This is a genomic window from Niveibacterium sp. COAC-50, from assembly GCF_013184235.1.
In the GTDB taxonomy this organism is placed as follows: Bacteria; Pseudomonadota; Gammaproteobacteria; order Burkholderiales; family Rhodocyclaceae; genus Niveibacterium; species Niveibacterium microcysteis.
Genome location: NZ_JABCJM010000002.1, coordinates 527,602 through 554,182 on the forward strand (window position 1 = coordinate 527,602; position 26,581 = coordinate 554,182).

General features: G+C 65.5%; 25 protein-coding genes and 1 pseudogene. 13 read left to right on the forward strand and 13 right to left on the reverse strand.

What is annotated here, in order from left to right; translation table 11 throughout:
- Positions 1-62 precede the first annotated feature (62 nt).
- The gene (locus tag HH302_RS09905; protein ID WP_172201789.1) at positions 63-1,322 is read right to left on the reverse strand and encodes an ABC transporter substrate-binding protein; all 1,260 of its coding nucleotides are present in this window, start codon (positions 1,320-1,322) and stop codon (positions 63-65) included.
- 250 nt (positions 1,323-1,572) lie between these two features.
- Between HH302_RS09905 and HH302_RS09910 the strand changes: the two genes are divergently transcribed.
- Both HH302_RS09910 and HH302_RS09915 read left to right on the forward strand, forming a co-directional pair.
- Positions 1,573-2,619 (forward strand): LacI family DNA-binding transcriptional regulator, encoded by a 1,047-nt coding sequence (locus HH302_RS09910; protein ID WP_246479732.1) that lies wholly within the window; start codon positions 1,573-1,575, stop codon positions 2,617-2,619.
- Positions 2,620-2,704: 85 nt separating this feature from the next.
- Positions 2,705-3,238, forward strand: a complete 534-nt coding sequence (locus tag HH302_RS09915) for a GNAT family N-acetyltransferase (protein ID WP_172201791.1) — start codon at positions 2,705-2,707, stop codon at positions 3,236-3,238.
- Positions 3,239-3,256: 18 nt separating this feature from the next.
- Here HH302_RS09915 and HH302_RS09920 read toward each other — a convergent pair whose 3' ends face one another.
- The 6 genes from HH302_RS09920 to HH302_RS09945 all read right to left on the reverse strand — a co-directional run bounded on the left by HH302_RS09920 (position 3,257) and on the right by HH302_RS09945 (position 8,720).
- On the reverse strand, positions 3,257-3,826 hold the full coding sequence (locus HH302_RS09920) for a DUF805 domain-containing protein (protein WP_172201793.1): 570 nt from the start codon (positions 3,824-3,826) through the stop codon (positions 3,257-3,259).
- Positions 3,827-3,896: 70 nt separating this feature from the next.
- Entirely contained in the window at positions 3,897-4,580 is a 684-nt protein-coding gene (locus HH302_RS09925) for a Fe2+-dependent dioxygenase (protein ID WP_172201795.1), read from the reverse strand.
- A gap of 49 nt (positions 4,581-4,629) precedes the next feature.
- A complete protein-coding gene (locus HH302_RS09930) occupies positions 4,630-6,783 on the reverse strand; it encodes a TonB-dependent siderophore receptor (RefSeq protein ID WP_172201797.1) in 2,154 nt (717 codons plus the stop codon).
- Positions 6,784-6,819: 36 nt separating this feature from the next.
- Positions 6,820-7,239, reverse strand: coding sequence for a biopolymer transporter ExbD (locus tag HH302_RS09935; protein ID WP_172201800.1), 420 nt, complete (start codon positions 7,237-7,239; stop codon positions 6,820-6,822).
- An 11-nt stretch (positions 7,240-7,250) separates the two neighbouring features.
- A complete protein-coding gene (locus HH302_RS09940; protein ID WP_172201802.1) occupies positions 7,251-8,015 on the reverse strand; it encodes a MotA/TolQ/ExbB proton channel family protein in 765 nt (254 codons plus the stop codon).
- Between the two features lie 51 nt (positions 8,016-8,066).
- Complete coding sequence (locus HH302_RS09945) at positions 8,067-8,720, reverse strand: energy transducer TonB (protein ID WP_253946082.1); 654 nt, start codon at positions 8,718-8,720, stop codon at positions 8,067-8,069.
- Positions 8,721-8,999: 279 nt separating this feature from the next.
- Here HH302_RS09945 and HH302_RS09950 point away from each other — a divergent pair, with 279 nt between their 5' ends.
- The 6 genes and pseudogenes from HH302_RS09950 (at position 9,000) to HH302_RS09975 (ending at position 14,510) form a co-directional block, all read left to right on the forward strand.
- Complete coding sequence (locus tag HH302_RS09950) at positions 9,000-9,959, forward strand: peptidase U32 family protein (RefSeq protein ID WP_246479918.1); 960 nt, start codon at positions 9,000-9,002, stop codon at positions 9,957-9,959.
- Positions 9,960-9,967: 8 nt separating this feature from the next.
- Positions 9,968-10,843 carry a U32 family peptidase gene (locus HH302_RS09955; RefSeq protein WP_172201806.1) on the forward strand — a complete coding sequence of 292 codons (876 nt, stop codon included), beginning with the start codon at positions 9,968-9,970 and terminating at the stop codon, positions 10,841-10,843.
- 78 nt (positions 10,844-10,921) lie between these two features.
- Positions 10,922-11,326 (forward strand): annotated as a pseudogene (locus HH302_RS09960) (SCP2 domain-containing protein); the annotation flags it as partial.
- 256 nt (positions 11,327-11,582) lie between these two features.
- On the forward strand, positions 11,583-12,407 hold the full coding sequence (locus HH302_RS09965) for a class II glutamine amidotransferase (RefSeq protein WP_172201810.1): 825 nt from the start codon (positions 11,583-11,585) through the stop codon (positions 12,405-12,407).
- Entirely contained in the window at positions 12,404-12,844 is a 441-nt protein-coding gene (locus HH302_RS09970) for an HIT family protein (protein ID WP_172201812.1), read from the forward strand. The genes HH302_RS09965 and HH302_RS09970 overlap by 4 nt, the downstream gene beginning before the upstream one ends.
- A gap of 52 nt (positions 12,845-12,896) precedes the next feature.
- Positions 12,897-14,510 (forward strand): hypothetical protein, encoded by a 1,614-nt coding sequence (locus HH302_RS09975; RefSeq protein WP_172201814.1) that lies wholly within the window; start codon positions 12,897-12,899, stop codon positions 14,508-14,510.
- A 10-nt stretch (positions 14,511-14,520) separates the two neighbouring features.
- Here the strand turns inward: HH302_RS09975 and phoR are convergent, their stop codons facing one another.
- The gene (gene phoR, locus HH302_RS09980) at positions 14,521-15,840 is read right to left on the reverse strand and encodes a phosphate regulon sensor histidine kinase PhoR (protein ID WP_172201816.1); all 1,320 of its coding nucleotides are present in this window, start codon (positions 15,838-15,840) and stop codon (positions 14,521-14,523) included.
- 8 nt (positions 15,841-15,848) lie between these two features.
- Positions 15,849-16,553, reverse strand: coding sequence for a phosphate regulon transcriptional regulator PhoB (phoB, locus tag HH302_RS09985; protein WP_172201818.1), 705 nt, complete (start codon positions 16,551-16,553; stop codon positions 15,849-15,851).
- 208 nt (positions 16,554-16,761) lie between these two features.
- Here phoB and HH302_RS09990 point away from each other — a divergent pair, with 208 nt between their 5' ends.
- Positions 16,762-18,000, forward strand: coding sequence for a phenylacetate--CoA ligase family protein (locus HH302_RS09990; protein WP_172201820.1), 1,239 nt, complete (start codon positions 16,762-16,764; stop codon positions 17,998-18,000).
- 28 nt (positions 18,001-18,028) lie between these two features.
- Here the strand turns inward: HH302_RS09990 and HH302_RS09995 are convergent, their stop codons facing one another.
- From HH302_RS09995 to HH302_RS10005, 3 genes are read right to left on the reverse strand one after another with little or no spacing between them, the layout of a single operon-like run.
- Positions 18,029-18,811 (reverse strand): SDR family oxidoreductase, encoded by a 783-nt coding sequence (locus HH302_RS09995; protein ID WP_172201822.1) that lies wholly within the window; start codon positions 18,809-18,811, stop codon positions 18,029-18,031.
- Positions 18,808-19,461 carry a thiol:disulfide interchange protein DsbA/DsbL gene (locus HH302_RS10000; protein ID WP_172201825.1) on the reverse strand — a complete coding sequence of 218 codons (654 nt, stop codon included), beginning with the start codon at positions 19,459-19,461 and terminating at the stop codon, positions 18,808-18,810. The genes HH302_RS09995 and HH302_RS10000 overlap by 4 nt, the downstream gene beginning before the upstream one ends.
- Positions 19,462-19,484: 23 nt before the next feature.
- Positions 19,485-20,150, reverse strand: a complete 666-nt coding sequence (locus HH302_RS10005; RefSeq protein WP_172201827.1) for an SPOR domain-containing protein — start codon at positions 20,148-20,150, stop codon at positions 19,485-19,487.
- Positions 20,151-20,320: 170 nt separating this feature from the next.
- On the opposite strand from HH302_RS10005, the gene ubiB reads away from it, so the two are divergent.
- The 4 genes from ubiB to mutY all read left to right on the forward strand — a co-directional run bounded on the left by ubiB (position 20,321) and on the right by mutY (position 25,817).
- Positions 20,321-21,844, forward strand: a complete 1,524-nt coding sequence (ubiB, locus tag HH302_RS10010) for a ubiquinone biosynthesis regulatory protein kinase UbiB (RefSeq protein ID WP_172201829.1) — start codon at positions 20,321-20,323, stop codon at positions 21,842-21,844.
- Positions 21,845-22,038: 194 nt separating this feature from the next.
- On the forward strand, positions 22,039-23,604 hold the full coding sequence (locus HH302_RS10015) for a sodium:solute symporter family protein (RefSeq protein WP_172201831.1): 1,566 nt from the start codon (positions 22,039-22,041) through the stop codon (positions 23,602-23,604).
- A 126-nt stretch (positions 23,605-23,730) separates the two neighbouring features.
- A complete protein-coding gene (locus HH302_RS10020; RefSeq protein ID WP_172201833.1) occupies positions 23,731-24,795 on the forward strand; it encodes a VanZ family protein in 1,065 nt (354 codons plus the stop codon).
- Positions 24,792-25,817 (forward strand): A/G-specific adenine glycosylase, encoded by a 1,026-nt coding sequence (mutY, locus tag HH302_RS10025; RefSeq protein WP_172201835.1) that lies wholly within the window; start codon positions 24,792-24,794, stop codon positions 25,815-25,817. The genes HH302_RS10020 and mutY overlap by 4 nt, the downstream gene beginning before the upstream one ends.
- Before the next feature lie 84 nt (positions 25,818-25,901).
- Here the strand turns inward: mutY and HH302_RS10030 are convergent, their stop codons facing one another.
- Entirely contained in the window at positions 25,902-26,507 is a 606-nt protein-coding gene (locus tag HH302_RS10030) for an LON peptidase substrate-binding domain-containing protein (protein ID WP_172201844.1), read from the reverse strand.
- Positions 26,508-26,581: the final 74 nt, after the last annotated feature.

Consider the following 26,581-nt stretch of genomic DNA (forward strand, 5'->3'; position numbering starts at 1 on the left):
GTTTCGGGGGGCCGGAACAGGCGGTGGGGGTTCGGGGGGTGCCTGTTCCGGCGGGCTAGTGCTTACTTCTTGCGACGAACGCGCTTCTCGATCTGGGTCTGCGCATCGGCAAGGGCGGTCTTGATGTCCTTGTTCTGCTCAAGCACCTTGTCCAGTTCGGCGTTCACGATGTCCTGCGCGGTGCCGTCGAACTTGTCGACCGCCACGGCCGGGATCTTGTCCGCCGCAACCTTCCACAGCTGACGGGCCTTCTGGCCGCCGAGGAACTCGATCGGCTGGTCGAGGAAGGGGTCGTTCTGCGCTTCGATCAAGGCCGGGAATGCGTCGAGCTTGCGGAAAGCCTCGATCTGCATGTCCTTGTTGAGCGTCATGAACTTGATGAACTCCCAGGCTTCCTTCTTGTTCGCGGCGGCCTTCGGGATCGCGTAGAACGAACCACCCCAGGACGCGAAGCCGCCGTTCGGTAGCTGGGCCGAACGCCAGTTGCCCTTGGTGTTCGGAGCCAGCCACTGCGCGAAGTGACCCGCGAGCCAGGCACCCATCATCTGGGTCGCAACCTGGTTGCGCTTGAAGCCTTCCGACCATTCCGGCGACCACGCGGCGATCTTGGCATCGAGGCCCGCGGTCCGCGCCGCCTTGGCAAGCTCGAAGGCCTTCGCAAAGCGCGGCGAATTCACCAGCACCTTGCCCTTGCTGTCGAAGTAGATGCCCTCGCCGTCCTTGAGGCCGGTGCGGATGTAGATGTCCTTCAGGTCCACCGCGTTGGAGAGCAGGTAGGTGCCGGATGCGGCCTTGAGCTTCTTACCGCTTTCAAGGAAGGAATCCCAGCTCTTGGTCAGGTCGCCTTCGCTGATGCCGGCCTTCTCGAGCAGGTCCTTGCGGTAGAACAGTGCGCCGGGGCCGATGTCAGCCGGCATCGCGGCGACATTGCCGACCCCGCCGGTGGCCTGCGGGAAGGTGAACTTGGCGAACTTGTTCTGGTACTGCATCGCGCTGTAGGGCGCCTTGCTCAGATCTTCCAGGCCGCCCGATTCGGCGAACTTGCCGATGAAACCGACTTCAACCGCCATCACGTCCGGCAGGTTGGTGCCGGTGGCCAGCGCGGTCGTCATGGCGTTGTGGTGATCGCCGAAGGCCAGGCTCACCAGCTTGATCTCGACATCGGGGTGGGCCTTCTTGTACAGCGGAATCGCCGCCTTGACCGCTTCGTCAAAGCTCGGGAACGACGCGACGGTTACGGTGGTGGCGGCCTGGGCGCAAGCGAAGGCCAAGCCGAAGCTCAGCCCGAATGCGATGCGCGTCAGTCGGTGGGTGACAGTCATCCTCTTCTCCTCTGGTGTGCCGGGCGCGAGTCTGTCACGCCCGATTGATCTTGCACGCTTCACGTCTTTTTCTGAAAACGTTTTCACGCGACGGGCACATTGAAAAGCAATTCCCGGATGAAGTCAACGGCTTGACGCAAATTGCTGATTGCCGCGCAACGTTCGGCAAATTAAGGGGATAGCGAATCCCGCTCGCACCATTTAAGTGCCGCGTGTTCTAGAATCACGGACAACCCAGCGGTGCAATGCCATGAAAACGACTGCCAAGCCAAGTATTCGCAAGAAGGACCCGTCCATGCCCTCCGGTGCCACGTTGATCGAGGTGGCCGAGGCGGCGGGGGTTTCCGCCAGCACGGTGTCACGCATCCTCAACGGCACTGCGCGCGTGTCGGCCGACAAGCGCAAGGCCGTCGAAAAGGCGATTGTTGATCTGAACTTCACACCCAACGTGCTGGCGCAGAGTCTCAAACGCGGGCAGTCGAAAACGATTGGCGTGATCACGCAGGCGGTGGACAGCCCGTTCTTTACCGAGACCCTAAAGGGGATCGAAGACGGCATCAGCGGCAGCGGGTTCGCCGCGCTGATCGTCAGCGGCCACTGGAACCCGGATGAGGAAGCGGAGCGCGTCGGCCTGCTGATGGCCCGCAAGGTGGACGGCATCATCATCGTCAGCGGCAACATCCCCGACGACCAGATCGTGCGCTTCTCCGAGCATGTGCCGATGGTGGCGACCGGCCACGGCTGCGAATCGGACCGCCTGCGCGCAATCCGTGTCGATAACGTGTGGGGCGGCTACCGGGCAACGAAGCACCTGATCGAGTTGGGCCACCGCCAGATTGCCCACATTGCCGGTATTCCTACCCTCACTGACGCCACCGATCGCCTGGCCGGTTACAAGCAGGCGCTGGAGGAAGCCGGCATTCCGTACAACGACGCGCTGGTGGTACAGGGTGACTTCCGCGAATCCGGCGGCCTGCTGTGCGCAAACCAGTTGCTAGATCGTGGCGTACCGTTCACCGCGTTGTTCGCCGCCAACGACCAGACCGCCTATGGCGCACGGCTGGCCTTCTTCCGCCGCGGCATCCGTGTGCCGGACGACATCTCGCTGATCGGCTTCGATGATCTGCCCGGCAGCCCCTACACGACGCCGCCGCTCACGACGATACGACAGCCGGTGTACGAAATCGGCCGCATGGCCGCCGCCGCGATGCTGGCCCTGATCGGCAACAAGCCCTTCAAGATCGAACCCCCGCAGCTAGAGCTGACGATCCGCGAAACCACCCGGCGCCTGCGCTGAGCGGGCACCCGCCAATCATCGGCCGGACGACGGTCCGGCCGCGTCGCCTGTGGTCAGATGCGCTCAGTCGCCGACGAGCATCGCCATGTCTTTCAACATCGAATCGAACGAGGGTCTCCGGATCCGCCCGGCCAAAACGCGCGACGCCACACGCATCGCCGCACTCGGCATCCAGGTCTGGCTGCATACCTATGCCACCAGCGGCGTATCGGGTGTGATGGCGGACTATGTGCTGCGTGAGTTTTCGGAGACGCGCCTGGTCGAGAAGATCGAAGATCCGCAACGCCTCGTGCTGATCGCCGAAGACGCCGACCATCTGCTCGGCTATGCAGTGCTGCACTTCGCCGCGCCACAAGCGGATCTGCGCACCGAGCTGGAAACCCTCTATGTGCAGGCGCATTCGCACGGTCAGGGCATTGGCCGTGCGCTGCTTGTCGAAGCCCGCTCGGCCGCTGCGCGCGGTAATGGCAGCAGCGCAATCTGGCTGACCGTCAATGCGCGTAACGATCGCGCGATCGCCTTCTACCAGCGTCAGGGTTTCGTCGAAATCGGCGAGACGGACTTCATGCTGGGCGGCGCGCCACACCGCAATCTGGTGATGGTGGTGCGGCCGGACTGAGGCCCGGCCGGGGCGCCCTCAGAACCCGCCCTGCACCTTCACCGCACGGGCGCGATGCAGGTAGTCGTTGTAGGCCGGTATCGCGATCGCAGCGAGGATGCCGACCACGAACACCGCCAGCAAAGCGACCACCGCGAAGGTACCGGCCTTGCCGTTGGGGGGCGGTTTGGGGCCGAAGCGGTTGCTGCCACGGCTACCCGGAATCAGCAGAAAGGCGAGGTTGGCAAGCGGCACGAAGGCGAGCAACGCCAGCCAACCGCTCTGGTCGAAATCGTGACTGCGCTGGATCGCCAGAATCGCGTGGAAGACCACAAAACCCACGTAGCCGACGACGATCAGGATGCCGCCCAACATTGGCATGCCCATCGCGGCAGACAGGAAACCGGCAAGCGCACCGATCAACCCGACCAGCAGCGTCGCGCCAATGCCATATGCAAGATAGCGCACACGACCGATACGGCCGCGGGGCGAAAACGGGCGAACCACACCGACCGCGTCGTCGGCAGCAGGCGCATCCAGCACCTCGGCCTGCGGCGGCGCGTAGGGGTTCGCAACAGTGGATGCAGCGGTGTTCGACTCAGCACTCATGCGCACGGCTCCATCGGCGGGGGAAGCGCAATCATAACGGGGGCCGCCCGATGGCGCGGCCGCGCCGCGCTTACACCTCAGCCCACATTCGCAACAGGTTGTGATAAGTGCCGGTCAGCTTCACCAGCTCGCCGACGTCGCCGAGCTGCTGACGCAGCTGCGTGATCGCCAGATCCATGTCGAACAGCAGCGCGCGCCGGCTGTCGTCCCGCACCATGCTTTGCAGCCACATGAAGCAGGCCACCCGTTCGCCGCGCGTGACCGGCTCGACGCGGTGCAGGCTGGTCGAGGGGTAGAGCACCAGGCTGCCTGCGGCGAGCTTCACTTCATGCTCGCCGTAAGTGTCTTCGATCACCAGTTCGCCGCCGTCGTAGCTCGCCGGGTCGGCAAGGAACAAGGTTGCCGACACATCGGTTCGCACCGGCCGGCCACCGCCCCCCGGCAAGCGGCGGACCGCATTGTCGACATGCGCACCGAAGTGCTCGCCGCCGGCATAGCGGTTGAACAGCGGCGGATATACCTGCGCCGGCAGCGCAGCCGAAAAGAACAGCGCGTTGCGCGACAGCGCCGCCAGCACGATCTCGCGCGCCTCGGCAATCGCCGGCGAGGATTCCGGCAATTGCCGGTTGCGCTTGACCTGCGCGCTCTGGCTGCCTGCGGTGACCCGACCGTCCGCCCAGTCGGCAGCGTCGAGCACCTGCCGCAGGCGGGTGAGTTCTTCGGCGTCGAGTACGGAGGGGACTTCAATCAGCATGGCAGCTCCAGCAAGTTGAAAGGCCGCCAGGTTGTGGCGGCCGGCAAGGTTAGAACAAGACTTCGGCGGTGATCGAACCGGAGCGCCCGACACCCGGCACCACATGGCCGCGGTAGAGGCCGTCGTAGTAGAGCTTGTCGAGCAGGTTATCGAGGTTCACGCGCAGCGTGTAGTTGCGCAGCGTGTATTGCGCCATCGCATCCCAGCGCGCATAACCCGGCGCCCAGTTCGTGTAGTTCTCGGGCGGCGTGCGGCCACTGACACCCTGCACCCCGGTGCCGACCTTCCATTGGCCCAGTGCATACGTGGTCCACAGGCTGCCGGAGTGCTTGGGTGTGTTGCCCGGCACATTGCCAACCTGCGACGCGGTGCCGGCGTCGATCTTCGCCAACATGAAGGCGTAGTTCGCGAACACTTCCCAGCCCTCGACGATGCGACCGGCGACCGACAGCTCGATGCCATTGGTGTGCCGCTTGCCGGAGAGCAGGTAGTTGGTCTGGCTCGCCGATTCCACGTCGGTATTCCGCTCGTGGTACTTCTCGGTGCGGAACAGCGCGGTCGCGATCGACGCGTTGCCGTCGAAGAGATCCCACTTCGCGCCCAGCTCGATGTTGCGGCTCTCTTCCGGCGGCGTGTTGGCGCCACGGGCGTCGAACTGGTAGAGGTCGCCGGAGGTCGCGAACGCGGTGCCATAGCTCAGGTAGTACGAGGCCACATCGTTCGGCTGATAGATCAGGCCGGTGCGGTAGCTCCACTCGCGGTCGCTGCGCTCGTAGATCGGGTTCGGGTCGGCCGCAGTCGGCGTGCGTTCATAGCGGCCGCTGAAGTTGTCCCAACGCACACCCAGCAGTGCCTTCCAGTGCGGCACGAACTCGACCAGATCTTGGCCATAGATCGCAAAGCTCTCGGCATCGAAACTGTTGAAGTTGTTGCGCACCCGGGTGTCCGCCACCGTCGCACCGGTGTTCGGGTTGCCGATCGTCGCCGCCGGTTTCGCAAGCGTACCGGCATAGCCCCAGCGCTCGTCCGACTCGCGCCCGATCTCGATGCCGCTGGCAATCTGGTGCGTCATGCCGAACCAGTTCTGCTCAGTGGTGTAGTCCGACTGGATGAAGCGCTGCTGGTAGTCGCCACCGCGCGTCTGGTTGCCGCGCACCACCGGCGTCGCATCCGTCACCGGGGAGGTCAGCGGCCACTGCCCCGCGCCGTTGCCGCTGTTCACGCCTGCGGTGCTGGCCCAAAGGTCGCGTTTGTATTCGCCGTAACGCGCGCTCGTCTTGATTTGGCTCTTCGCATCGAAACGATGTGTCCAGCTGAAGGTACCGACGTCGGCCGAATCACGCTGATAGTCCTGATCCAGCCCGTACCACTTGTCCGCCGCCTCATCCACCGGGCGGCCGTTGCGCCAGCGGAAGCCGTAGTCCGGGTTGTCGTTGTAGTCGAGGTGGTAGTAGGCGAGGTTGAACTCGTCGGCGGTGCCGATACCCCAGCGCACGCTGGGTGCCACGCCGATACGGTTGGTTTCCGGCCCTTCACGGCCCGGTTCGCCGGCGGTGTACATCGCATTCACACGCACCGCGGCCTCGTCGCCGATGCGCTGGTTAACGTCCGCAGTGATGCGTTGGTAGTTATCGAACCCCAGCGTGCCGGACAGCCTCGTCTGGTCCATCAGATACGGCTGCTTGCTGACCTGGTTGATCACGCCGCCGGTGGTGCCACGGCCGAACAGCATCGAAGCGCCGCCCTTGAGCACTTCGACGCGGTCGTTGTTGAAGAGATCGCGGTTGTACTGGCCGACATCCTTCATGCCATCGATGTAGATGTCGTTCACCGCCGAGAAGCCGCGGATGTTCATGTTGTCGCCAATACGGCCACCCTCGCCGGCGTTGAAGGTGATGCCCGCGACGTTCGACAGCGCTTCGCGCATCGTGTCCTGTCCGCGATCACGGGTCAGCTGCTCCGGCACCGCGGTGTAGGTGTTCGGAATATCGCGCGGCAGTTGCTTCGATTTGCCGATGGTCGTCGCGCCCGGCTGGTAGGTCTGGCGCGGTGCGTCCTGCACCTCGCGCGTGGCCTCCACCGGCACTTCCTTCAGCGTGTTCTCGGTGGGCTCGTTGCTGCTCTGCGCATGCGCGCCCTGCGCCGCGAGCAGGCTCGCCGCGATCAGTGACGCAACCGGTTTCTTTCGACTCTTGATGCTCACAAGTGACTCCGTGGGGTTGGGGTGGCGCTTCCGCACTTAGCGGCGGATTGCGTCGGGTTTGGTAACGAACTGGATGCGGGTGAGCCCCGCTTGGGCGGCGTCGGCGATCAGCTTCGCGACGTCGCCGTAGGGCACGGTTTCATCGGCCAGCAACTGGATCTCGCTGTCCGGCTTGTCACGGCCGAGCGTCGTCAGCCGCTCCGCAAGTGCCTCGCGGGTAATCGGCTCGCCGTTCCAGTGCGGCTGGCGCGCAGCATCGATCGCGATGCGAAGCGGATCGGGTGGCGTCTGCATCGGTGCGGCGCTGGCGCGCGGCAGTTGCAGCTTCACCGCCTGCGAGACGGACGCGGTGACCATGAAGATCACCAGCAACACCAGCATCACGTCGATCAGCGGCACCATGTTGATTTCAGCGCGCGGCGCGCCGACTTCGGACTCGAAACTCCCGAATGCCATGGCGGGCGACCTCAGGCCACCTGGCCGCGCGTGCGCGCCGCCAGGCTCATCACACGCTCGCCGGTCTGGCGCGCATCCTGGCTGCCGAGATCGGTCTTCACACCGGTCGACAGGAAGGCGAACACGTCGTACGCGAAGGCGTTGAGCTGCGAGAGCGTCTTCGCGTTCTCACGCGCGATCAGGTTGTAAGCCAGCGCCGCCGGAATCGCGACAGCCAGCCCCACACCCGTCATGATCAACGCCTCGCCAACGGGGCCGGCGACCGCCTCAAGGGTATTGGTGCCCGCCGCGCTGATCGCCGACAGCGCGTGGTAGATGCCCCACACCGTGCCGAAGAGGCCGACGAAGGGCGCGATCGATGCCACCGAGGCGAGGAAGGTAAGGCCGTTCTCCAGCCGCGTGCGGTCCTGCTCGATCGCGCGGCGCAGCGCACGGGTGAGGAATTCGTCCGGGCTCGCCGACGCAATCACGCCTGCGACTTCACGGCCACGGGTGCGCAGGGTGTCCACCGCATTGAAGCCGTGGTGCACCAGATGCGAGAACGGGTCGGTCACACCGCGGCCGCGCAGCCACTGCGCGATCTCCTCGATCGACGCGGCCTGCCAGAAGTGCGTCAGGAAGCCGCGGCTCGCACGGCGCTGGCGAACACCACTCACCAGGCGCGTGAGGATCAGCGTCCAGCTACCGATGCTGGCCGCCAGCAGGATCACGAAAGTGCCACGGATCACGCCGTCGGCATGGGCGATCAGGGGGCTGAGGTTGGCGAGGGCTTCCAAGATGGGCTCCAGTCAAAATGGGCGAAGGCGGTCGTATGCCGGCGTCGCGGGTCAATGCAGGATGAAAGGAATGGGCACCAGCACCCATTCCGCGATCGCCTCGCTTCCGCGGCGGGCGGGTACGAATTTCCAGCGGCGCACCGCTTGCAGCGCCGCCTCGTCGAGGCGGCTGAAGCCGCTGCTGCGTTGCAGTTCGACCTGGCTTGCGGCGCCACTCGGCTCGACCCGCACGCGCAGCACGACGCGGCCTTGTTCGCCGAGTCGGCGAGAGAGTGAGGGATAGTCCGGGCGCGGGTTCTGCAGGTAGTCGGCATCAAAGCGCGGCGCGCTGACCGGCGCCGGCTCCGCGCTGGCCTCGCCGCCGGCGGGTGGCGCCGCGGGCGCGGCCACCGGCACAGCCGGCGCATCGTTGCTTGCCGCGCTGCTGGCCGGTGCGCTGACGACGGTCTCACGCACCGGGCGCGGTTGCGGCTGGCTCGTCGGTCGCGTGTTCGTCTGCGGCAAGGGCTTCGGCGGCGTGACCGGCGCCGGCTCCGCCTGCGGCATCGGGGCTGCGCTAACCGACACCGACATTGACGCAATGCGCGGCATCGTCGCGGACGGCGCACGCGTCACCACGAATACCCATAGCACCAGCGCATGGGCAAGGATCGCGGCGATCGGAATCCAGAATCGGTGTGTCGGCACCGGCAGGGCGAATTGCATGGTGTGGGGCTCAAAAGAAGCGGGTGTAGATTGCGCAAAGCTCAATCTGTTAACGCGAATTATTCGCATTTGCAGTAAATCGGTCAAGTCGAATCGCCCGAAGCCGCTTGCGCCAAGGTCCAATTGCGCTTGTTCATGCGGCAAATCGCGCTGATCGGCCCCGCCTTGACACGCCGCAAGGCCCCCCCGCTGCGACCGACATACCCTCGCCCGGCTTATTTCTGGAGGGGTGTTTTGCGTAAACCCGAACTCGTTTGTCCGGCCGGCAGCCTGCCTTCGATGAAGGCCGCGATCGATCACGGTGCCGATGCCGTCTACATGGGCCTGAAGGACGCCACCAACGCGCGCAACTTTGCCGGCCTGAATTTCGATGCGGCCGCGGCGCGTGAGGGCATCCGCTACGCGCACGCCAAGGGCCGCAAGGTGCTCATGGCGATCAACACCTTCCCGCAGGCGGGCCAGTCCGCCACTTGGCGACGCGCGGTGGACACCGCGGCCGACTGGGGCGTCGACGCGGTGATCCTGGCTGACGCGGCCTTGCTCGACTACGCCGCGAAAACCCATCCGAACCTGCGCCGCCATCTCTCGGTGCAGGGCTCCGCAACCAACTATGAAGCAATCAACCTGTGCCGCGACCTGTTCGGCATCGAACGCGCGGTGCTGCCGCGGGTGCTGACCGTGCCGCAGGTCGAGCATGTGATCCAGAACACCCCAGTCGAGATCGAAGTGTTCGGCTTCGGCAGCCTGTGCGTGATGGTGGAAGGGCGCTGTTTGCTGTCCAGCTACGCCACCGGTGAATCACCGAACACAGCAGGCGTCTGCTCGCCGGCCAAGGCGGTGCGCTGGGCGCAGACGCCGCAGGGCATGGAATCACGCCTCTCCGGCATCCTCATCGACCGCTACGGCAATGACGAGCCGGCCGGTTACCCGACGCTGTGCAAGGGCCGTTTCGAGGTCAATGACGAAACCTACTACGCACTCGAAGAGCCGACCTCGCTGAACGTCGTCGCGATGCTGCCGGACCTGATGAAGATCGGCGTCTCGGCGATCAAGGTGGAGGGCCGCCAACGTAGCCCCGCCTATGTTGCCGAGGTCACCAAGACGCTGCGCGCCGCGATCGACGCGGCCGTCAGCGAAGGCGCGCGTTACCACGTCAAACCCGCCTGGCAGGCCGGCCTCGGCAAACTCGCCGAAGGTCAGCAGCAAACCCTCGGCGCCTACAGCCGCCCGTGGAAATGAGTCGTTCGATGAAGCTCTCTCTTGGTCCCCTGCTTTACTTCTGGCCGCGCGATACCGTGATGGCCTTCTACGCCGAAGCGGCCGCATGGCCGGTCGACACCATCCACCTTGGCGAAGTGGTCTGTAGCCGCCGCCAGCAGATGCGTCTGGCGGACTGGCTGGATCTGGCCAAGACGCTGACCGCCGCGGGCAAGGAAGTGGTGCTGTCGACGCAGGCGCTGCTCGAATCCGAATCCGAACTCAAGACACTGCGCCGCCTCGCGGAAAACGGTGAATTCCTTGTCGAAGCGAATGACCTGGGTGCGGTGAACTGCCTGCGTGGAAAAGGCCCCTTCGTGGCCGGCCCGCATCTGAACATCTACAACGCCGATACCCTGGCGCTCTACGCCGGACTCGGTGCGACCCGCTGGGTGCCGCCGGTCGAGATGAGCCGCGAGCGACTCGCCACGGTGCTCGAAGGCAAACCGGCAGGCATCGAGACCGAGCTCTTTGCCTGGGGCCGCCTGCCGTTGGCCTTCTCGGCCCGTTGCTTCACTGCACGCCACTTCAACCTGCGCAAGGACGACTGCGAATTCCGCTGCCTCGAGTTCCCGGACGGCCTGCAGCTCGACACCCGCGAAGGTCAGCCCTTCCTCGCGATCAACGGCATCCAGACGCAGTCGGCGGCGAGTCATTCCTTGCTTGGTCACCTGGCCGAAGTGCAGGCCCTCGGTGTTGAACGCCTGCGCATCAGCCCGCAAGCACAGCACACCGAAGCACTCATCAAGCACTTCCGCGCCGAACTCGCAGGCCAGACACCCCCGGATGCCACCACGCTGGCGCCCACCACCACCTGCGACGGTTACTGGCGCGGCGTGCCCGGAATCGAACTGGAGACAACATGAAACGACCCCCACGCTTACTACGTGCGCTGCCCCCCGAGGGGGCTGCAGCCGCCTTGAGACGGCTCGGCGGAGGCTGCCATGCCCTTGCCTGATTTCACGCTGCCGGGGCCGCTGGCCGCGATTGCACGCCACCTGCCCGAGCGTCCCGCCGCGTTCGCCTTCACGACTGCACTGAACCTCGCCAAACGCGCCGGCAAACTACCGGGCGACTGGGACTTTCTGGAAGGCCGCACGGTACGGATCGAAATCGAAGACCTCGGGAGCGGTGTCACCTTCACCGCCGCCGCCGGGCGCTTCCATCCGGTCGGCAACGAACCGGAAGTGCGCTTCGCCGCGCGCGCGGCGGACTACCTGAAGATCGCGCTGCGTGAAGAAGACCCGGACACCCTGTTCTTCCAGCGCCGCCTCAAGATCGAGGGCGACACCGAACTCGGCCTCGAACTGAAGAACCACCTCGACGCGCTGGAACTGCCCGCCTTTCTCGATCGCCTGCGGCCCCACTGAGGCCCGCGCGAGCCACACCCCCGTGCGCGGCTGATCCACCGCGCTGCCAGGCGCAGCGCGGGTTTCAGCTCAGCGTCATACGTTCGGTGACGTGACACACGTCACCGACGCGACAGGCGATACGCGGCAATCTCCGGTCAGGCACGATCCGTCCCGGCGCCCGCCGGCGGGTGCCTGTATGCCGGCCCGCGCGCCGGCCCGAACGCGGCTGGTGCCGCAGGAAGGCAAGTCGCCCATGTGCCAGCTGCTTGGCATGAACTGCAATACGCCGACGGACATCTGTTTCTCGTTCACCGGCTTTCAGGCGCGCGGTGGTCTGACCGACCAGCACCGTGACGGCTGGGGCATTGCGTTCTACGACGGCTGCGGCGTACGCGTTTTTCTCGACGCGCAGGCGACGATCGATTCGCCAATCGCGGCCTTGGTGCGCAGCTACCCGATCCACTCGAAGAACGTCATCGCGCACATCCGCAAGGCCACCCGTGGCGCGATCGGACTCGAGAACACGCACCCGTTTCAGCGCGAACTGTGGGGGCGCTACTGGATCTTTGCCCACAACGGCCATCTGCGCGACTTCTCACCGAGCTTCAACGGCAGCTACCAGCCGGTTGGCGCAACCGACAGCGAGCGCGCCTTCTGCCATATTCTTCAATCACTGCGTGCACGCTTTCCGGCCGGCGAGCCCTCACCTGAAGCGCTTTATCAGGCGCTGCGTGCGCTCGCCGCAGAGATTGGCGCGCATGGCGAGTTCAATTTCCTGCTGTCCGATGGGCGTCGGCTTTACGCTCACTGTGCGTCGCGCCTCACCTATATCGTGCGGCAAGCACCATTCGGTGTCGCGCACCTCAAGGATCAGGACCTCAGTGTCGATTTCAAGGAAGTGACCACCCCCCACGATCGCGTGGCCCTGATTGCCACGACGCCGCTGACGGACGATGAAACCTGGGAATCGGTGCCACGCGGCACACTGCTTGCATTCAGGGACGGCATGCCTGAACACTTTGACGACATGAGTACCGGCGTTGGTTGCGAACCCGGCGCCAGCCTGGAGGCCGCATGAGCGCGCAAACCTGCGAGCTGTGCGAGGTCACGGGCGGCGAACTGCTGTGGCAGGACGCGCGCTGCCGCGTGATCCGCGTCGCCGACGCGCACTATCCGGCCTTCTGCCGCGTCGTGTGGCGGAGGCATGTGGCGGAAATGACCGATCTTGATATGACCGACCGCGCGCATCTGATGGCCGTGGTGTGGGCCACCGAACGCGTGCTGCGCGATGCGATGCAGCCCGACAAGATCAACCTGGCAAGCTTCGGCAACATGGTGCCGCATGTTCACTGGCACGTGATACCGCGTTTTTCCGACGACCGGCACTTTCCGCAGTCGGTGTGGGGCACGCCGCAGCGGGATGGCCTTGCTCACGCGGGGCCGGCGTCGTCAGTGCTGACAGCAGCGTTGGAACAGATACTCGGGCCGGCCACTGACGCCGTGCCCGGACGATAACGACAAGCAGGTAATGCAGCGCCGTCCCCGACGGCACCGAGAGGAACAGAACATGGCCATCGCGACCGAAAACCGGCCCGATTTCAGCAGCCCTGAGGCCTGCCTGGCGTGGCTTGCAAGCCTGAATCCGACCAACCTGCACGAAACGCACGATGCGCTGGCTGCGATGCTCGGCAGCCTGCAGGAGAGGCCGCCATTGCCGGCGCAGCACCTTCAGGTGCTCGAAGCGGCGCGCAGCGCGGTGGAGTTCGTACAGACGGAACTGGCGCGTCGCTACGCGGCGCGGCCCTTGCCGCCGGTCAGTCAGGAAGACGAGACGCTGCGCATCGTCGTCGAGCTGTGGCAACAGATGCTGCGCGGCTACACGCTGATCGCGCAGCGCAGCGCACTCGACCCGGCCTTCATCGACCGCCGGCCGATGCTCGCGCAACGCCGTATCCACTACCACGGCAGCCTGATCCTTGAATACTTCCGTGCCCGCCGCGAAGTGCCCCCGGGCATGTGGGCCGAACTGCACCGGCTTTACGGCGCCGCCGAGGACTGGAACGTCGCGACCGTGCGCGTCGGCGAGCCGCTTAATGAGACCTGGCGCGCACAGAGTTGCGCCGAGGCCTACATCGCGATCCTGCTGGTCGACGCTGCCAACCCGTACGGCCGCACGCCACGCGAATTCACCTGGATCCTGCGCTGGGCGCAGCGCTTCGCACCGCACTGCACGATTCACACCGACGTCGCCGTCGAGGAGAAGTCCGCCTATGCGATCGACCTGTCGCAGGACTTCGGCCTGCGCCCGATCGCAGTCGCCAACCCGGGCAAGACCCTGCGCCGCGTTGATAGCCAGCGCCTCGCCGCACACATCCAGGCTGTCGTGGCGCAGTTCAAGCGCGGCGCATCGCCCGCTTCGCTTGGCCTGGGCGAAGACTGCGTGCAACCCGCTTGCGCGCGCCTGCTGGTGTCGCTTTACCGTCCCTGGGGCCTCGCCGCCGCCGGCCGCCGCTTTGCTCGAAAGACCACTCACGGCGCGATCCAGATCGCAACCGATCTGCCGTCGATCGGCTATTTCGTTGCAGGACGGCCGTTCGAGCAGCCCTCCGAGGTCCGCGCCGGCACCTTCCGCGACATGATGTCCGTCTACACCATCGGTGAGCAGGTCGAATCAGCCGATCGCACCGAAGGCGAGCTTTATGCCCGCGCAGCACAACTTGGCCTGGTACTCGAGCATTGGGAGATCGCCGACCAGTCGCTGCAAGGCTTCCGGATTGCGCGCCACACCTCTGGCTCACGGGTCGACCACCGCCAACTGGTCGCGCTACGCCCTGCCGACGGCGAGAACTTCCTGCTCGCCGAAATCAGCTGGCTGATGTATCGCAGCAACGGCCAGTTGCTCGCGGGCGTGTCCTTGATGGCGGGCGTTCCGGTCATGGCAGGGGCGCGCATCCGCAATGCCAACGGCGCCGGGCTACGCGAGAACTACCACCAGGCCTTCATCCTGCCGGCGGTGCCTGCGCTCAAATCCGAATCGAGCCTCGTGCTGCCGGCCGGCTGGTATCAGGCCGACCGGCTGATCGATGTGCACGCGGAAAAGCCCTTCACCGCCCGCATCATCAAACTGATCACCCGCGGCACCACCTTCGACCGCGTGAGCTTCGAACGCCTGCCGGGCTGAACGCCAGCGCTTACAGCACCGGCCGCGCAACACGTTCGGCCGGGAACACCGCGGAGAAGGTGGAACCAACCGCCGGCGTCGACTCGATCTGAAGGCTCGCCTGGTGGCGGCTGAGTGCGTGTTTGACGATCGCGAGCCCCAAACCGGTGCCACCGCTCTCGCGTGAGCGACCGCGGTCGACACGGTAGAAGCGCTCGGTCAGGCGCGGCAGATGGTGCGGCTCGATGCCAAGTCCGGTATCGGTCACGGCGAAGCGCGCACCGCCGCCCGCCGCCACATTCCAGCGCAAGCGCACTTCGCCGCCTTCTGGCGTGTAGCGCACCGCATTGGATACCAGGTTCAGCAAGGCGCTATGCAGTTCCTTGCGGGAGCCGCGCAGCCCAACCGGCCCGTCAAGCTCCAGCGTAATGCGGTGGCGGCCGGCCGACAGCGCGAGCGCCTCGTTCATGATCGTATCGAGCAGCGGCCCCATCTCGACCGTTTCATCGTAGGACGCGGCGGCACTGGTTTCGAGCGCTGCCAGCTCAAGCAGATCCTCGACCAGATGCTGCATGCGGCCCGCCTGTTCGGTGGCGAGGCGCAGATAGCGGCGCGCTTCCTCGGGTGGCAGTTCGTCCAGCATCTCGTCCAGCGTTTCGAGGAAGCCCGAGACGACTGTGAGCGGCGTCTTGAGCTCATGCGACACATTGGCCACGAAGTCGCGCCGCATCGTTTCCAGCTTTTCAAACTGCGTCACGTCGCGCGACAGCACCATGCTCTGCTCTTCGCCGAAGGGCACGATCTGGATCGACAAGACCATGCCAGCGTGGCGAGCAAGGCGGCAGGTCAGCGGCTCGGCGGTGCGCTCGCCGGTCAGGTAGGCGACGAAGTCCGGCTGGCGGACCAGGTTGGTGATCGGCTTGCCAGTGTCGCGTTCGCCGTCGAGGCCAAAATGCAGCTCAGCGGCCGGGTTTATCCACTCGATGAAGTTCTCCGCCGACAGCAGGATCACGCCAGACGGCATCGCCGACGTCGCTTCGCGGAAGCGCGCCAGGGCCTGCGCGAGCCGGTCGCGCTGATTGAGGCTGCGGCGCGCATGGCGCGACAGGTCGGCGAACACGTAGTCCCACACGCCGAAGGCCTGTGGCAACGGTGTACCGATCGGTTCGCGTGTCCACAGCACAAGCTTCTTCAGGCTGCGCAGGTGGTAGAAGAACAGCGCGCCAAGCAGGGCAACAAACAGCAACAATGCGGCGGTTGCCCCGAACAGTGGCCAGCATGCGAGCGCGACCACTAAGAAGGCAATCAGCGCTCCACCGAAACCACCCCAAACATAACGCGCAGGCCGCATCGCTCGCCTTATTCGCTCGTCAGCGCAACGTCGGACGAGAAGCGATACCCCGCGCCCCGCACTGTCTGGATCAGGCTGTCGTGCTGCGTCGGTTCGAGCGCGCAGCGCAGGCGACGGATGTGGACATCGACCGTACGCTCTTCCACAAACACATGGTCTCCCCACACCTGATCGAGCAGCTGTGCACGCGAGTGCACGCGCTCCGGATGCGTCATCAGGAAGTGCAACAGGCGGAATTCGGTCGGGCCCAGCGCCAGCGGCGTCGGCCCGGCGCTGACACGGTGAGTGGCCGGGTCAAGGCGCAGGCCGCCCAGCTCGACGGCGTCGTCCGTCACCTGCGGTGCGCGGCGGCGCAGGAGCGCCTTGATGCGCGCCACCAACTCGCGTGGCGAGAAGGGCTTGGTGATGTAGTCATCGGCACCGATCTCGAGTCCGGCAATCTTGTCCGACTCGTCGGAGCGTGCAGTCAGCATGATGATCGGGATCGACCGCGTACGCTCCTCGGCACGCAGGCGCTTCGCCAGCTCGATGCCGGAGATGCCGGGCAGCATCCAGTCGAGCAGGACGAGGTCGGGCAAGGCATCGCGCACGATGCGCTGGGCGGTCTCGGCGTCCGCGGCACGCACCACGGTATGGCCGGCGCGGGTGAGGTTGGCTGCGATCAGTTCTTGGATCGCGGGCTCGTCTTCAACGAGCAGGATGTTGGCTGGCATGGTCTGACTCCGGTCGCCTCGGGGTAGAGGGTTCGGCGACGAGTCTATTGCGTTCACTTGAACGATTTATGACACGTCACGTTATTGAAACACAGCCGTCGCCGCGCTGACGTCCCGGCGACACATGACGCCCGGGCGACAGACAGCACCGCGGCCCCGTCGCAGCATGGCGTTGCGCGATCCCGCGCGCTCCGCACGGTGTCGTCCGATGACCGAACACTTCGATGCGCTGGAAACCCGCGCGCCCGCCGACCGTGAAGCTGCGCTGATGGCCCGGCTGCCGGCGCAGATCGCGCTGGCGCAGGCTCACGCAGTGGCCTACGCCGATAGCTTTCGCGGCATCGATGCGGCCGCGATACGCTCGCGCTCGGCACTTGCCGCGTTACCCGTGGTCCGAAAAGCCGACCTGCTCGCGCGACAACAGCAGCACCCGCCCTTCGGCGGCTTTTCCACGGTGGGCTGGGGCCCCGATTGCGCGCGCGTCTTCGCCTCGCCAGGCCCGATCCATGAGCCTGAGGCGCCACGGCGCGACTACTGGCGCATGGCGCGCGCCCTTTACGCGGCCGGTTTCCGGCAGGGCATGCTGGTACACAACAGCTTTTCCTATCACTTCACACCGGCCGGCTCGATGCTCGAATCCGGCGCGCAGGCACTCGGGTGTACCGTTTTCCCGGCGGGCACCGGACAGACCGAATTGCAGTTGCAGGCGATCGCCGCGCTGCGCCCCCACGCCTATGTCGGCACGCCATCATTCCTGCGAATCCTGCTCGAGCGCGCTGCCGAGAGCGGGCTCGCATTCGACAGCCTGCGTCATGCGGCGGTATCCGGCGAGGCTTTTCCCGAGACGCTGCGCGAAGCGCTTGCCTCACAGGACATTGCCGCCTACCAGGTATATGCGACAGCGGATCTCGGTGTGATTGCCTACGAAACCGCGGCACGTGACGGGCTCGTCGTCGACGAGGACATCATCGTTGAAATCGTGCGACCGGGCAGCGGGGACCCGGTACCCGAAGGTGAGGTCGGTGAGGTCGTGGTAACCAGCTTCAACCCGACCCATCCGCTGATTCGCTACGGCACTGGTGATCTATCGCGGGTGCTACCGGGCACAAGCCCGTGTGGGCGCACGAATACGCGCCTGGCTGGCTGGTTGGGGCGTGCTGATCAGGCGGCGAAAGTACGCGGCATGTTCGTCCATCCCGGCCAGATTGCGGCAATCGTAAGGCGTTTCAGCGAGGTCAGCCGCGCCCGACTGGTGGTCGACAACCCCGACGGCAAAGACCGGATGGTGCTGCACTGTGAGACCCCGGAGCATGGCGGCAACCTTGAAGCCTCGCTCACCGATGCGTTGAGGGAAGTCACCAAATTGCGGGCCGAGGTACGCCTGCTTGCACCCGGCGCCCTGCCCAACGACGGGAAGCTGATCGAGGATCTACGGCGCTACGACTGAACCCGCCTCGCCCACCAAAACGGCGGGCTCAGGTCGGCAGCTTGCGCGGCTTGTGCTTGGCCTTCGCGAACACGCGATCGAACAACCAGTTCGGCGCGATCGCGAGAAGCCGGGCGACGATACCCATCTGCCACGGGATGACGGTGTAGCTGGTCCCGCGTTCAATGGCCCGCGCAAAACGCCGCGCGGCGACATCCGCATCGAGAATGAAAGGCATCTTGTACGGATTGACCGCGGTGAGGGGGGTGCGGATGTAGCCCGGCGCGATCGTCACGACCTGCACACCACTGGCGCGCATCTCGACGCGCAGGGCTTCAAGGTACTTCACGGCTGCCGCCTTCGAGGCGCTGTAGGCGCTGCCACCCGGCAAGCCACGCACGCCAGCGACCGAAGCAATACCAACCAGCCGGCCGACGCCGCGTTCGCGCATCGCTGCAACGAAAGGATGAAAGGTGGCGAACAGGCCGAGCACATTGGTGCGCAGCACCGCGTCGAACACCTGCAAGTCCTCGGCGTGTTCGGTCAGCACGCCAACCGAGATGCCCGCATTGGCAATCACCACATCAGGCAAACCATGGCGCGCAATGAAGGCGTCGGCCGCGGCCTTCATCGCCGGCAGATCGGCCACGTCGGCCGAGAGGGCCATATGGCCCTCGCCCGGCAGTGATTCGACGAGCGCTGCGAGTTTGTCCGCACGGCGCGCCACCAGCCCCAGCACGGCACCCTGCGCGGCGTAATGCCGCGCGAGCGCCTCGCCGATGCCGCTCGACGCACCGGTCAGGAAGACCCGTTGCCGTGCGCTGTCGCTCACTTGCGTCCGCGCTCGCCGCGGGCGCGCACGATCAACTGATCAACGACCGCGAGCGTGCCTTCAAGCGAGTTGGTCATGCTCGGTGCGGTCATGTACTTGCCGTCGACCGCCAAGGTCGGCACGCCCTGGATCTGGTAGGCGGCAGCAACCTGCGTGGCGCGCTGCAACTTGCTGGCCACCGAGAAGGAGCGGAAGTTCTCGTTGAATTTGGCGACGTTGACGCCGTTCTTCTGCAGCCAGGCGTTACGGGTCGCCTCGTCCTCGAGATTCACACGGTCGTTGTGGATCGCCGAGAAGGTCGGCAGCGACATGCGCTCGGTCTCGCCCATCAGTTCGTAGGTCAGGTACATCTTCGCCAGCACCGTCCACGCGTCACGATTGAACGTGATCGGAATACGGCGGAACTGCACATCCTTGGGCAGCTGCTTGAGCCAGGCCTCAACCACCGGCTCAAGCTCGTGGCAATGCGGGCAACCGTAGGAGAAGAACTCCAGCACCTCGATGCGATCGCCGCTCTCGGTCGGCCGCGGCGGGTTGATCACGCGGAAGTCCTTGCCAGCCTGCAGCGCCTTCTGCGCAAAGGCGCGCGAAGACATGGCCGCAAGCGCGGCGAGCGAAACGATCTGCTTGAAGAGGTCACGACGATTCATGCGTTGGGGCTCCGATAATGGGTTCAGTGACCCGACTGCGTGGCGGCAGGGGTCGATGCTTTGACCTTGACCACGTTCGATTCGATCCCGGCCTGCGCCAATTGCGCACGCGCGGCGTTCATGTCTTCCGGCTTGGCGTAGGGGCCAATGCGCACGCGGTGCAGCGTGCCCTTGTCACCCGCCTCGATGCGCTGAACGCTCGCCTCAACGCCCATCAAGGCGAGGCGAGCCTTCAGGTTGTCGACCTCGGACGGATCGGCAAAAGCGCCAAGCTGCAGATAGAAGCGATCGGCCGACTCGGCTTGCGCGGCCGGTTTGGCGTTCTGGGCCGGCGGCAGCGCCGCCTGATCGCCCTTCGGCAGGATGTCGTAGAAGTCGAATTTCTTGTCGGCATCGGGCGCCGACTGTGCAACAGGCTGTGCCGGGGCTGCGGTGGCGGCCTGCTCCGCCGGCTTCTCGACCGGCTTGTCGCCGGGCTTGCCGGGCAGGGCGATCGGTGCGCCACCAATACTTTGTGCCGCGTCGGGCTTGCCGCCGGCCTTCTGGAAGTCGTAGGGCCGAGAGAAGTACCAGGCAAGCGCGGCTGCAATCAACACGCCGATGATGAGACCGACAAAGACGCCGATCAGGGTACTGCCCTGGCTACTGTTGCGCGCGGGCTGGGGACGCGGTTTCTGGGCGCGGCTCATCGTAAATGCACGGTTGACGGATAACGGGCAAGTATAGCCTGCCGCCCGCCGCGTTGCGGTGCGGCGCCCGCGGCTTTGTCCGGCGTGGCTTTGCCGGTAGAGTCTCGGCTTTGCCCGGCGGCGGCTCGTGCCCCGGGCCGAACCCCGGTTTTCCATCAGAAGAATCGCCTGTGCGCCTGTTCCGCCTGATCAAGATCGTGCATGTGAGCCTGCGTTTCGGGCTCGACCGGATCGTCCTCGACGGCACCTCCGAGCGTTTGTCCGCCTGGGCCGGCCGGCTGTTCTTCTGGCGCGATCTGTCCGCCCCGCGTGCGGTGCGGCTGCGCGAAGCACTTGAGTCACTCGGGCCGATCTTCGTCAAGTTCGGCCAGGTGCTGTCCACCCGGCGCGATCTGATCCCGCCGGACATCGCCGACGAGCTGGCAAAACTGCAGGACCGCGTCCCCCCCTTCCCGACCGAGCAGGCGCTGGCCGTGATCGAGGCCGAATACGGCCGATCGGTCGATCAAGTGTTCAAGCGCTTCGATCGCAAGCCGATCGCATCCGCCTCGATCGCGCAGGTGCACTTCGCCGAGCTGCATGACGGCACGGAAGTCGCGCTCAAGGTGGTGCGTCCGGGCATCGAACGCGTGATCGAGCATGACCTCGGGCTGCTCGAAGCCGCCGCCTACCTGATCGAGCGCGTGTGGGTGGACGGCCGGCGGCTCAAGCCGCGCGAGGTGGTCGCCGAGTTCGCCAAGCATCTGCGTGACGAGCTCGACCTGATGCGCGAAGCCGCCAACTGTTCGCAGCTGCGGCGCAACTTCAAGGGCTCGCCGCTGCTGGTGGTGCCCGAGGTGTACTGGGACTACTGCTCGTCGCGCGTGATGGTGATGCAGCGCATGGTGGGCACGCCGATTTCACAGCTGGAGCGTCTGCGCGAGCAGGGCGTCAACCTGCCGGCCCTGTCGCGCGCCGGCGTCGAGATCTTCTTCACCCAGGTGTTCCGCGACGGCTTCTTTCACGCCGACATGCACCCGGGCAATATCTTCGTGTCGGCGACCGGCAAGTACATCGCGCTCGACTTCGGCATCATGGGCACGCTGGAAGAGCGCGATAAACAATACCTCGCGCAGAACTTCATTGCGTTCTTCCGGCGCGACTACAAGCGCGTCGCGCAGGCCCATGTCGACGCGGGCTGGGTGCCGGCTGGCACACGGGTCGATGAATTCGAGAGCGCCATTCGCGCCGTCTGCGAGCCGATCTTCGACAAGCCGTTGAAGGACATTTCGTTCGGCAAGACCCTGCTGCGCCTGTTCCAGACGGCCCGCCGCTTCCAGATGGAAGTTCAGCCGCAACTGGTGCTGCTGCAGAAGACCCTGCTCAATATCGAAGGCCTGGGTCGCGAACTCGACCCCGAACTGGATCTGTGGAAGACCGCCAAGCCCTTCCTTGAACGCTGGATGAACGAGCAGATCGGCTGGCGCGCCTTTGTCCGCCATGTCGAGGAAGAAGCGCCAAGCTGGGCGGCGTACTTCCCGCAGCTGCCGCGTCTGGTGCACCAGGCCTTGCAGCACGAAGACCGCGATGCGCTGCGCGAATCGCTGGCCGAAATCGAACGCCAGCAAGCGCGTACCGCCACCTGGCTGCGTGTTGTCGGATTCGCGGCCTTGGCGCTGGCGGCGATCGAACTGTGGCACCTCTGGCACGGTTGAAATCCGGCCCCGGATCGCACGCAAAAAATCGGGAAATCTTCAATCGTATCAGGGCTATAATCGCGCCCGATCGATTGCGCCGGCGTCATCCGTAATGCCGGCACAGGCTGTCGAGTAGGGCCTCCGGTGCGCACCGGGGGCTTTTTACTGGCCTCGCGTTCCCGCCTGGGTTCGCCGCATCCCTCTCCCTGACCATGCTGCTGAGCTTTGTCATTGCCTACTGGCTGATCTCCATCGGAATCGGCCTCTACGCCGCGCTGCGGGTACACAACAGCCGCGACTACGCCGTCGCGGGCCGCAGCCTGCCGATGTACATCGTCACCGCGACGGTGTTCGCAACCTGGTTCGGCTCCGAAACCGTGCTGGGCATTCCCGCCACCTTCCTGAAGGAAGGCCTGCACGGCGTGGTGGCCGACCCCTTCGGCTCCTCGCTTTGCCTGATTCTGGTCGGCCTGTTCTTCGCCAAGCCGCTGTACCGCCTGAACCTGCTGACGATCGGCGACTACTATCGCCAACGCTTTGGCCGCACGGTCGAGATCATCACGACGATCTGCATCGTGATCTCGTACCTGGGCTGGGTTGCGGCGCAGATCAAGGCGCTGGGCCTCGTCTTCAACGTGCTGTCGGACGGCGGCATCTCGCAAGACATGGGCATGGTGCTGGGGGCCGGTTCGGTGCTGATCTACACGCTGTTCGGCGGCATGTGGTCGGTGGCGATCACCGACTTCATCCAGATGATCGTGATCGTGATCGGCCTGCTCTTCATCGGCTGGGAAGTGTCGGATCAGGTGGGCGGCGTCGGCGTGGTGGTGAACCACGCGCTGGAGCACGGCAAGTTCAACTTCCTGCCGGAACCGACGATGTCGGCCATCGTGCCCTTCATGGCAGCGTGGATGACGATGATGCTGGGTTCGATTCCGCAGCAGGACGTCTTCCAGCGCGTGCAATCCTCGGCCAACGAGAAGATCGCCGTGCGCGCATCGGTGCTGGGCGGTTCGCTGTACTTCGTTTTCGCCTTCGTGCCGATGTTCCTCGCCTACTCGGCGACCCTGATCGCACCCGATCTGGTGGCCAAGTACATCGACAGCGATTCGCAGCTGATCCTGCCGGAACTCGTGCTGCAGAAGGCACCGCTGTTCGCACAGATCATGTTCTTCGGCGCACTGCTGTCGGCGATCAAGAGCTGCGCCTCGGCGACGCTGCTGGCGCCGTCTGTCACCTTCTCGGAAAACCTGCTGCGTCCGCTGATCACGACCTGGCGCCCGAACCTGACCGACCACCAGTTCCTGCGGATCATGCAAGCCGTGGTGCTGGTGTTCACCGCGAGCGTCACCTACATCGCGATGAACTCGAAGCTGTCGATCTACGGCCTGGTCGAAAACGCCTACAAGGTCACCTTCGTCGCAGCCTTCGTGCCGCTGGTCACCGGCCTCTACTGGAAGCGGGCCACCAACCAGGGTGCGATCGGCTCGATGGTGCTGGGCCTGATGACCTGGCTCTCGCTCGAAGCGCTCGCCGCGATGCCGACACCGCCAGAGTGGATCGCGACCTGGCCGCCGCAGTTCGTCGGCTTCCTCGTTGCGATCGGCGCGATGGTGCTGTTCTCGTTATTGCCGCAGAAGATCGGCAACAACGGGGTGCTGGTCGGTCACACAGGTCCGGTGGGCTACCACCCAGCGGCGGGCCACGGCCCGCACCACACCGGCGAGCCCGCACACCCGCACCATGGTGCTGCACGTCCGCCGCACCCGCAGCCTTGAGCGCGTAGCCACGCCAGGCAAGGGGTCGCCACCCGATCGGGGGCGGCCCCTTTCTGCATTTTTGGGGTGCCGCGCGAGCCGTGCTACCGTTCTACGCAGGGCGCCACATCGGCGCAGGACACCGGCTTGCAATCCACCAATCGAAATCATCTTCCGCGCGATCTCGCCATCGCCGTCACCCTGCTGACGACGTATGCCTGTCTGCACCCGTTTTCCGGCTGGCATTCGATCGGCGTCGGACCCTTCGACTTTCTCGTCGCACCCTGGCCCCGCTACTTCACCGGCCTTGATATCGGCTTGAACGTGCTCGGCTTTGCGCCGATCGGCTTCGCATGGGGCACGGTGATGTCGCGCGGCATGCCGCCGGGGCGGCGGGTGTTGATCGTGTGGATCGCCGCGACGCTGCTGAGCCTGACGATCGAGACGATCCAGAACTACTTGCCAACACGCGTCGCGAGCAACATCGACCTCTTCGCCAACAGTGCCGGCGGCCTGCTTGGCGCGATCCTCGCGCTGCGTTTCGGCCGCGTCTTCGACGACAACGGTGCGCTCGCGCGCTGGCGCGAACGCCGCATCCTGCCCGGCCGCACCGGCGGGTTCGGCCTGCTGGTGGTCGGCCTGTGGTGGGTGTCGCTGCTGAACCCCAGCAGCTATCTGTTCGCAAATGGCGACCTGCGCAACCTGATCGACCTGACGCCCAGCTATGTGTTGAGCGGCCACGGCTTCCTGCGCGTTGAGCTCGCGCTGACGGCGGCCAATGCGGTGGCGATTGGCTTGCTGGCGCGGCACGCGATGCGCTCGCCCTCGCTGCTGCTGGCCGCCACCGTGCTGCTCGCGGGCATCGGCGTGAAGACGCTCGCCAGCTCGCTCTTCCTGGTTCCCGCGCAGCCGTGGCACTGGGCGACCCCCGGCGGGCTGCGGGGGCTCGCAATTGGGGTCGCCTTGCTGGCGTTGTTCTGGCGGGCCAGTGTGCATACCCGGCATACGCTGATCGGCCTCGCGCTGATGACGGCCACCGCGCTCGTCAACCTCGCACCGGACAACCCCTACTGGGATGCCATGACGCGCATCCGGCAGCAAGGCCATGTGCTGAACTTCCACGGCCTGACGGAGCTCGTCGGTAGCTTCTGGCCCTTCTTCGCGCTGCTCTGGCTGAGCTTTGGCACACGGCGTGCGGAGAGCGTGCGATGAGCCAGTTCGCGGACACGCTGATCGCATGGCAGCGGGCGCATGGCCGTCACGATCTGCCTTGGCAAGCCAGCCGCGACGCTTATCGCGTGTGGCTATCCGAGATCATGTTGCAGCAGACGCAGGTGGATACGGTGATCCCGTACTACCAGCGTTTCCTGGCACGCTTTCCCGATCTGGCCTCCCTCGCCGCCGCACCGGTCGACGACGTGCTCGCGCTATGGAGCGGGCTCGGTTACTACGCCCGTGCGCGCAACCTGCATGCCGCGGCGCAACAGATTGCGCGCATGCACGGCGGCCGCTTTCCGCAATCGGCCAGCGCGATCGCGGAACTTCCGGGTATCGGCCGCTCGACGGCCGCGGCGATCGCAGCGTTCTGCTTCGGCGAACGCGCAGCCATTCTCGACGGCAACGTGAAGCGGGTACTCGCGCGCCACTTCGGCATCGAAGGCTTTCCTGGCGTAAGAGCGGTAGAGCAATCGATGTGGGCGCTCGCAGAATCTCTGCTGCCCGCGCAGGGCGTCGACACCTATACCCAATCATTGATGGATCTGGGCGCCACGGTCTGCACCCGCAACCGGCCACGCTGCGCGGATTGCCCGGTTGCCGGCAGCTGTGTGGCGCGTCAGCAGGGTCGCCAAGCTGAACTGCCGACGCCGCGCCCAACACGTGTTGTGCCGGAGCGCCAGAGTCGGGTGCTGATTGCCCGCAATGATGGCGCGGTGCTGTTGCAGAAGCGCCCGCCACACGGCATCTGGGGTGGCCTGTACGCATTGCCGGAGATCCCGGACGAGCTCGACGCCGAAGCCCATGCGCTGACGCTCGGGCTGCGCGCAAACGGGGTAGCAACGCCCTTGCCACCGCTACGACATGCCTTCACGCATTTCCGGCTAACGCTGGAGCCCCAACTAATCGATGTGAGCGGCGAAGGCATTCGCGACCCCGCCTGGCGCTGGGCCGCACCGCATGAATGGGACTCGCTGGGTTTGCCAACGCCAGTGCGACGCCTGCTCGATAGCCTCTAGGAAAACGGCAGCCAGGTCGGTCCGACGGCGCCCGACTGGGGGCTGGGCGAGCGGTGCCGATACGTCCCCGGTCGCGCGACGCCGTCAGGCGTCCTGCTTGAGCAGACCGCGTTGAACGAGGAACTGCTGGATGATCGTCAAGCGCATCAGTGGGTCGTCCAACTCAAGCAACTTTTGTTTGGCCTTGACCGGAATCGGCAGGATTTCGGTATAGCGGTACCCCACCCATGCCGCGTCGTCGAAACGATGCGGCGCCGGAATCGCCTTTTCACCCGCGTCGGCAACCACCGCCTGCAACAAGGGCAGGGTATCGGCCAGCGTTTCGGGCGGCGCTTGCACTTCCGGCTCCGGCACCCACTCGACTACAGCCCTGAGCAAACCATCGGGCTGGGCGACGGCCTGAGCGATGCGAAACCGGCGCTCGCCGGTCACCACGATCTGCAGGATGCCGGGCTGATCCATGTCCCACTCGACGATGCGCGCGCTCGTGCCGACCTGGGCGGGCGTTGCCGGCGCGCCGGTTTCCTCGCCCTCTTCGATCAGGCAGACGCCGAAACTGCTGCCGTCCCGAATGCACGCCTTGACCATGTCCATGTAGCGCACCTCGAATACCTTGAGCGGCAATCGCGCTTCGGGAACAAGTACGGTGTGCAGGGGAAACAGAGGCAGTTCGGCGGGCAGTTCGGGCATCGGATTGGTCTCGCGGGCCCGCGAAACGCGCGCCGGGTGAAGTGGCGGAAGTGTGCCATGTTTTCCTGCACGCG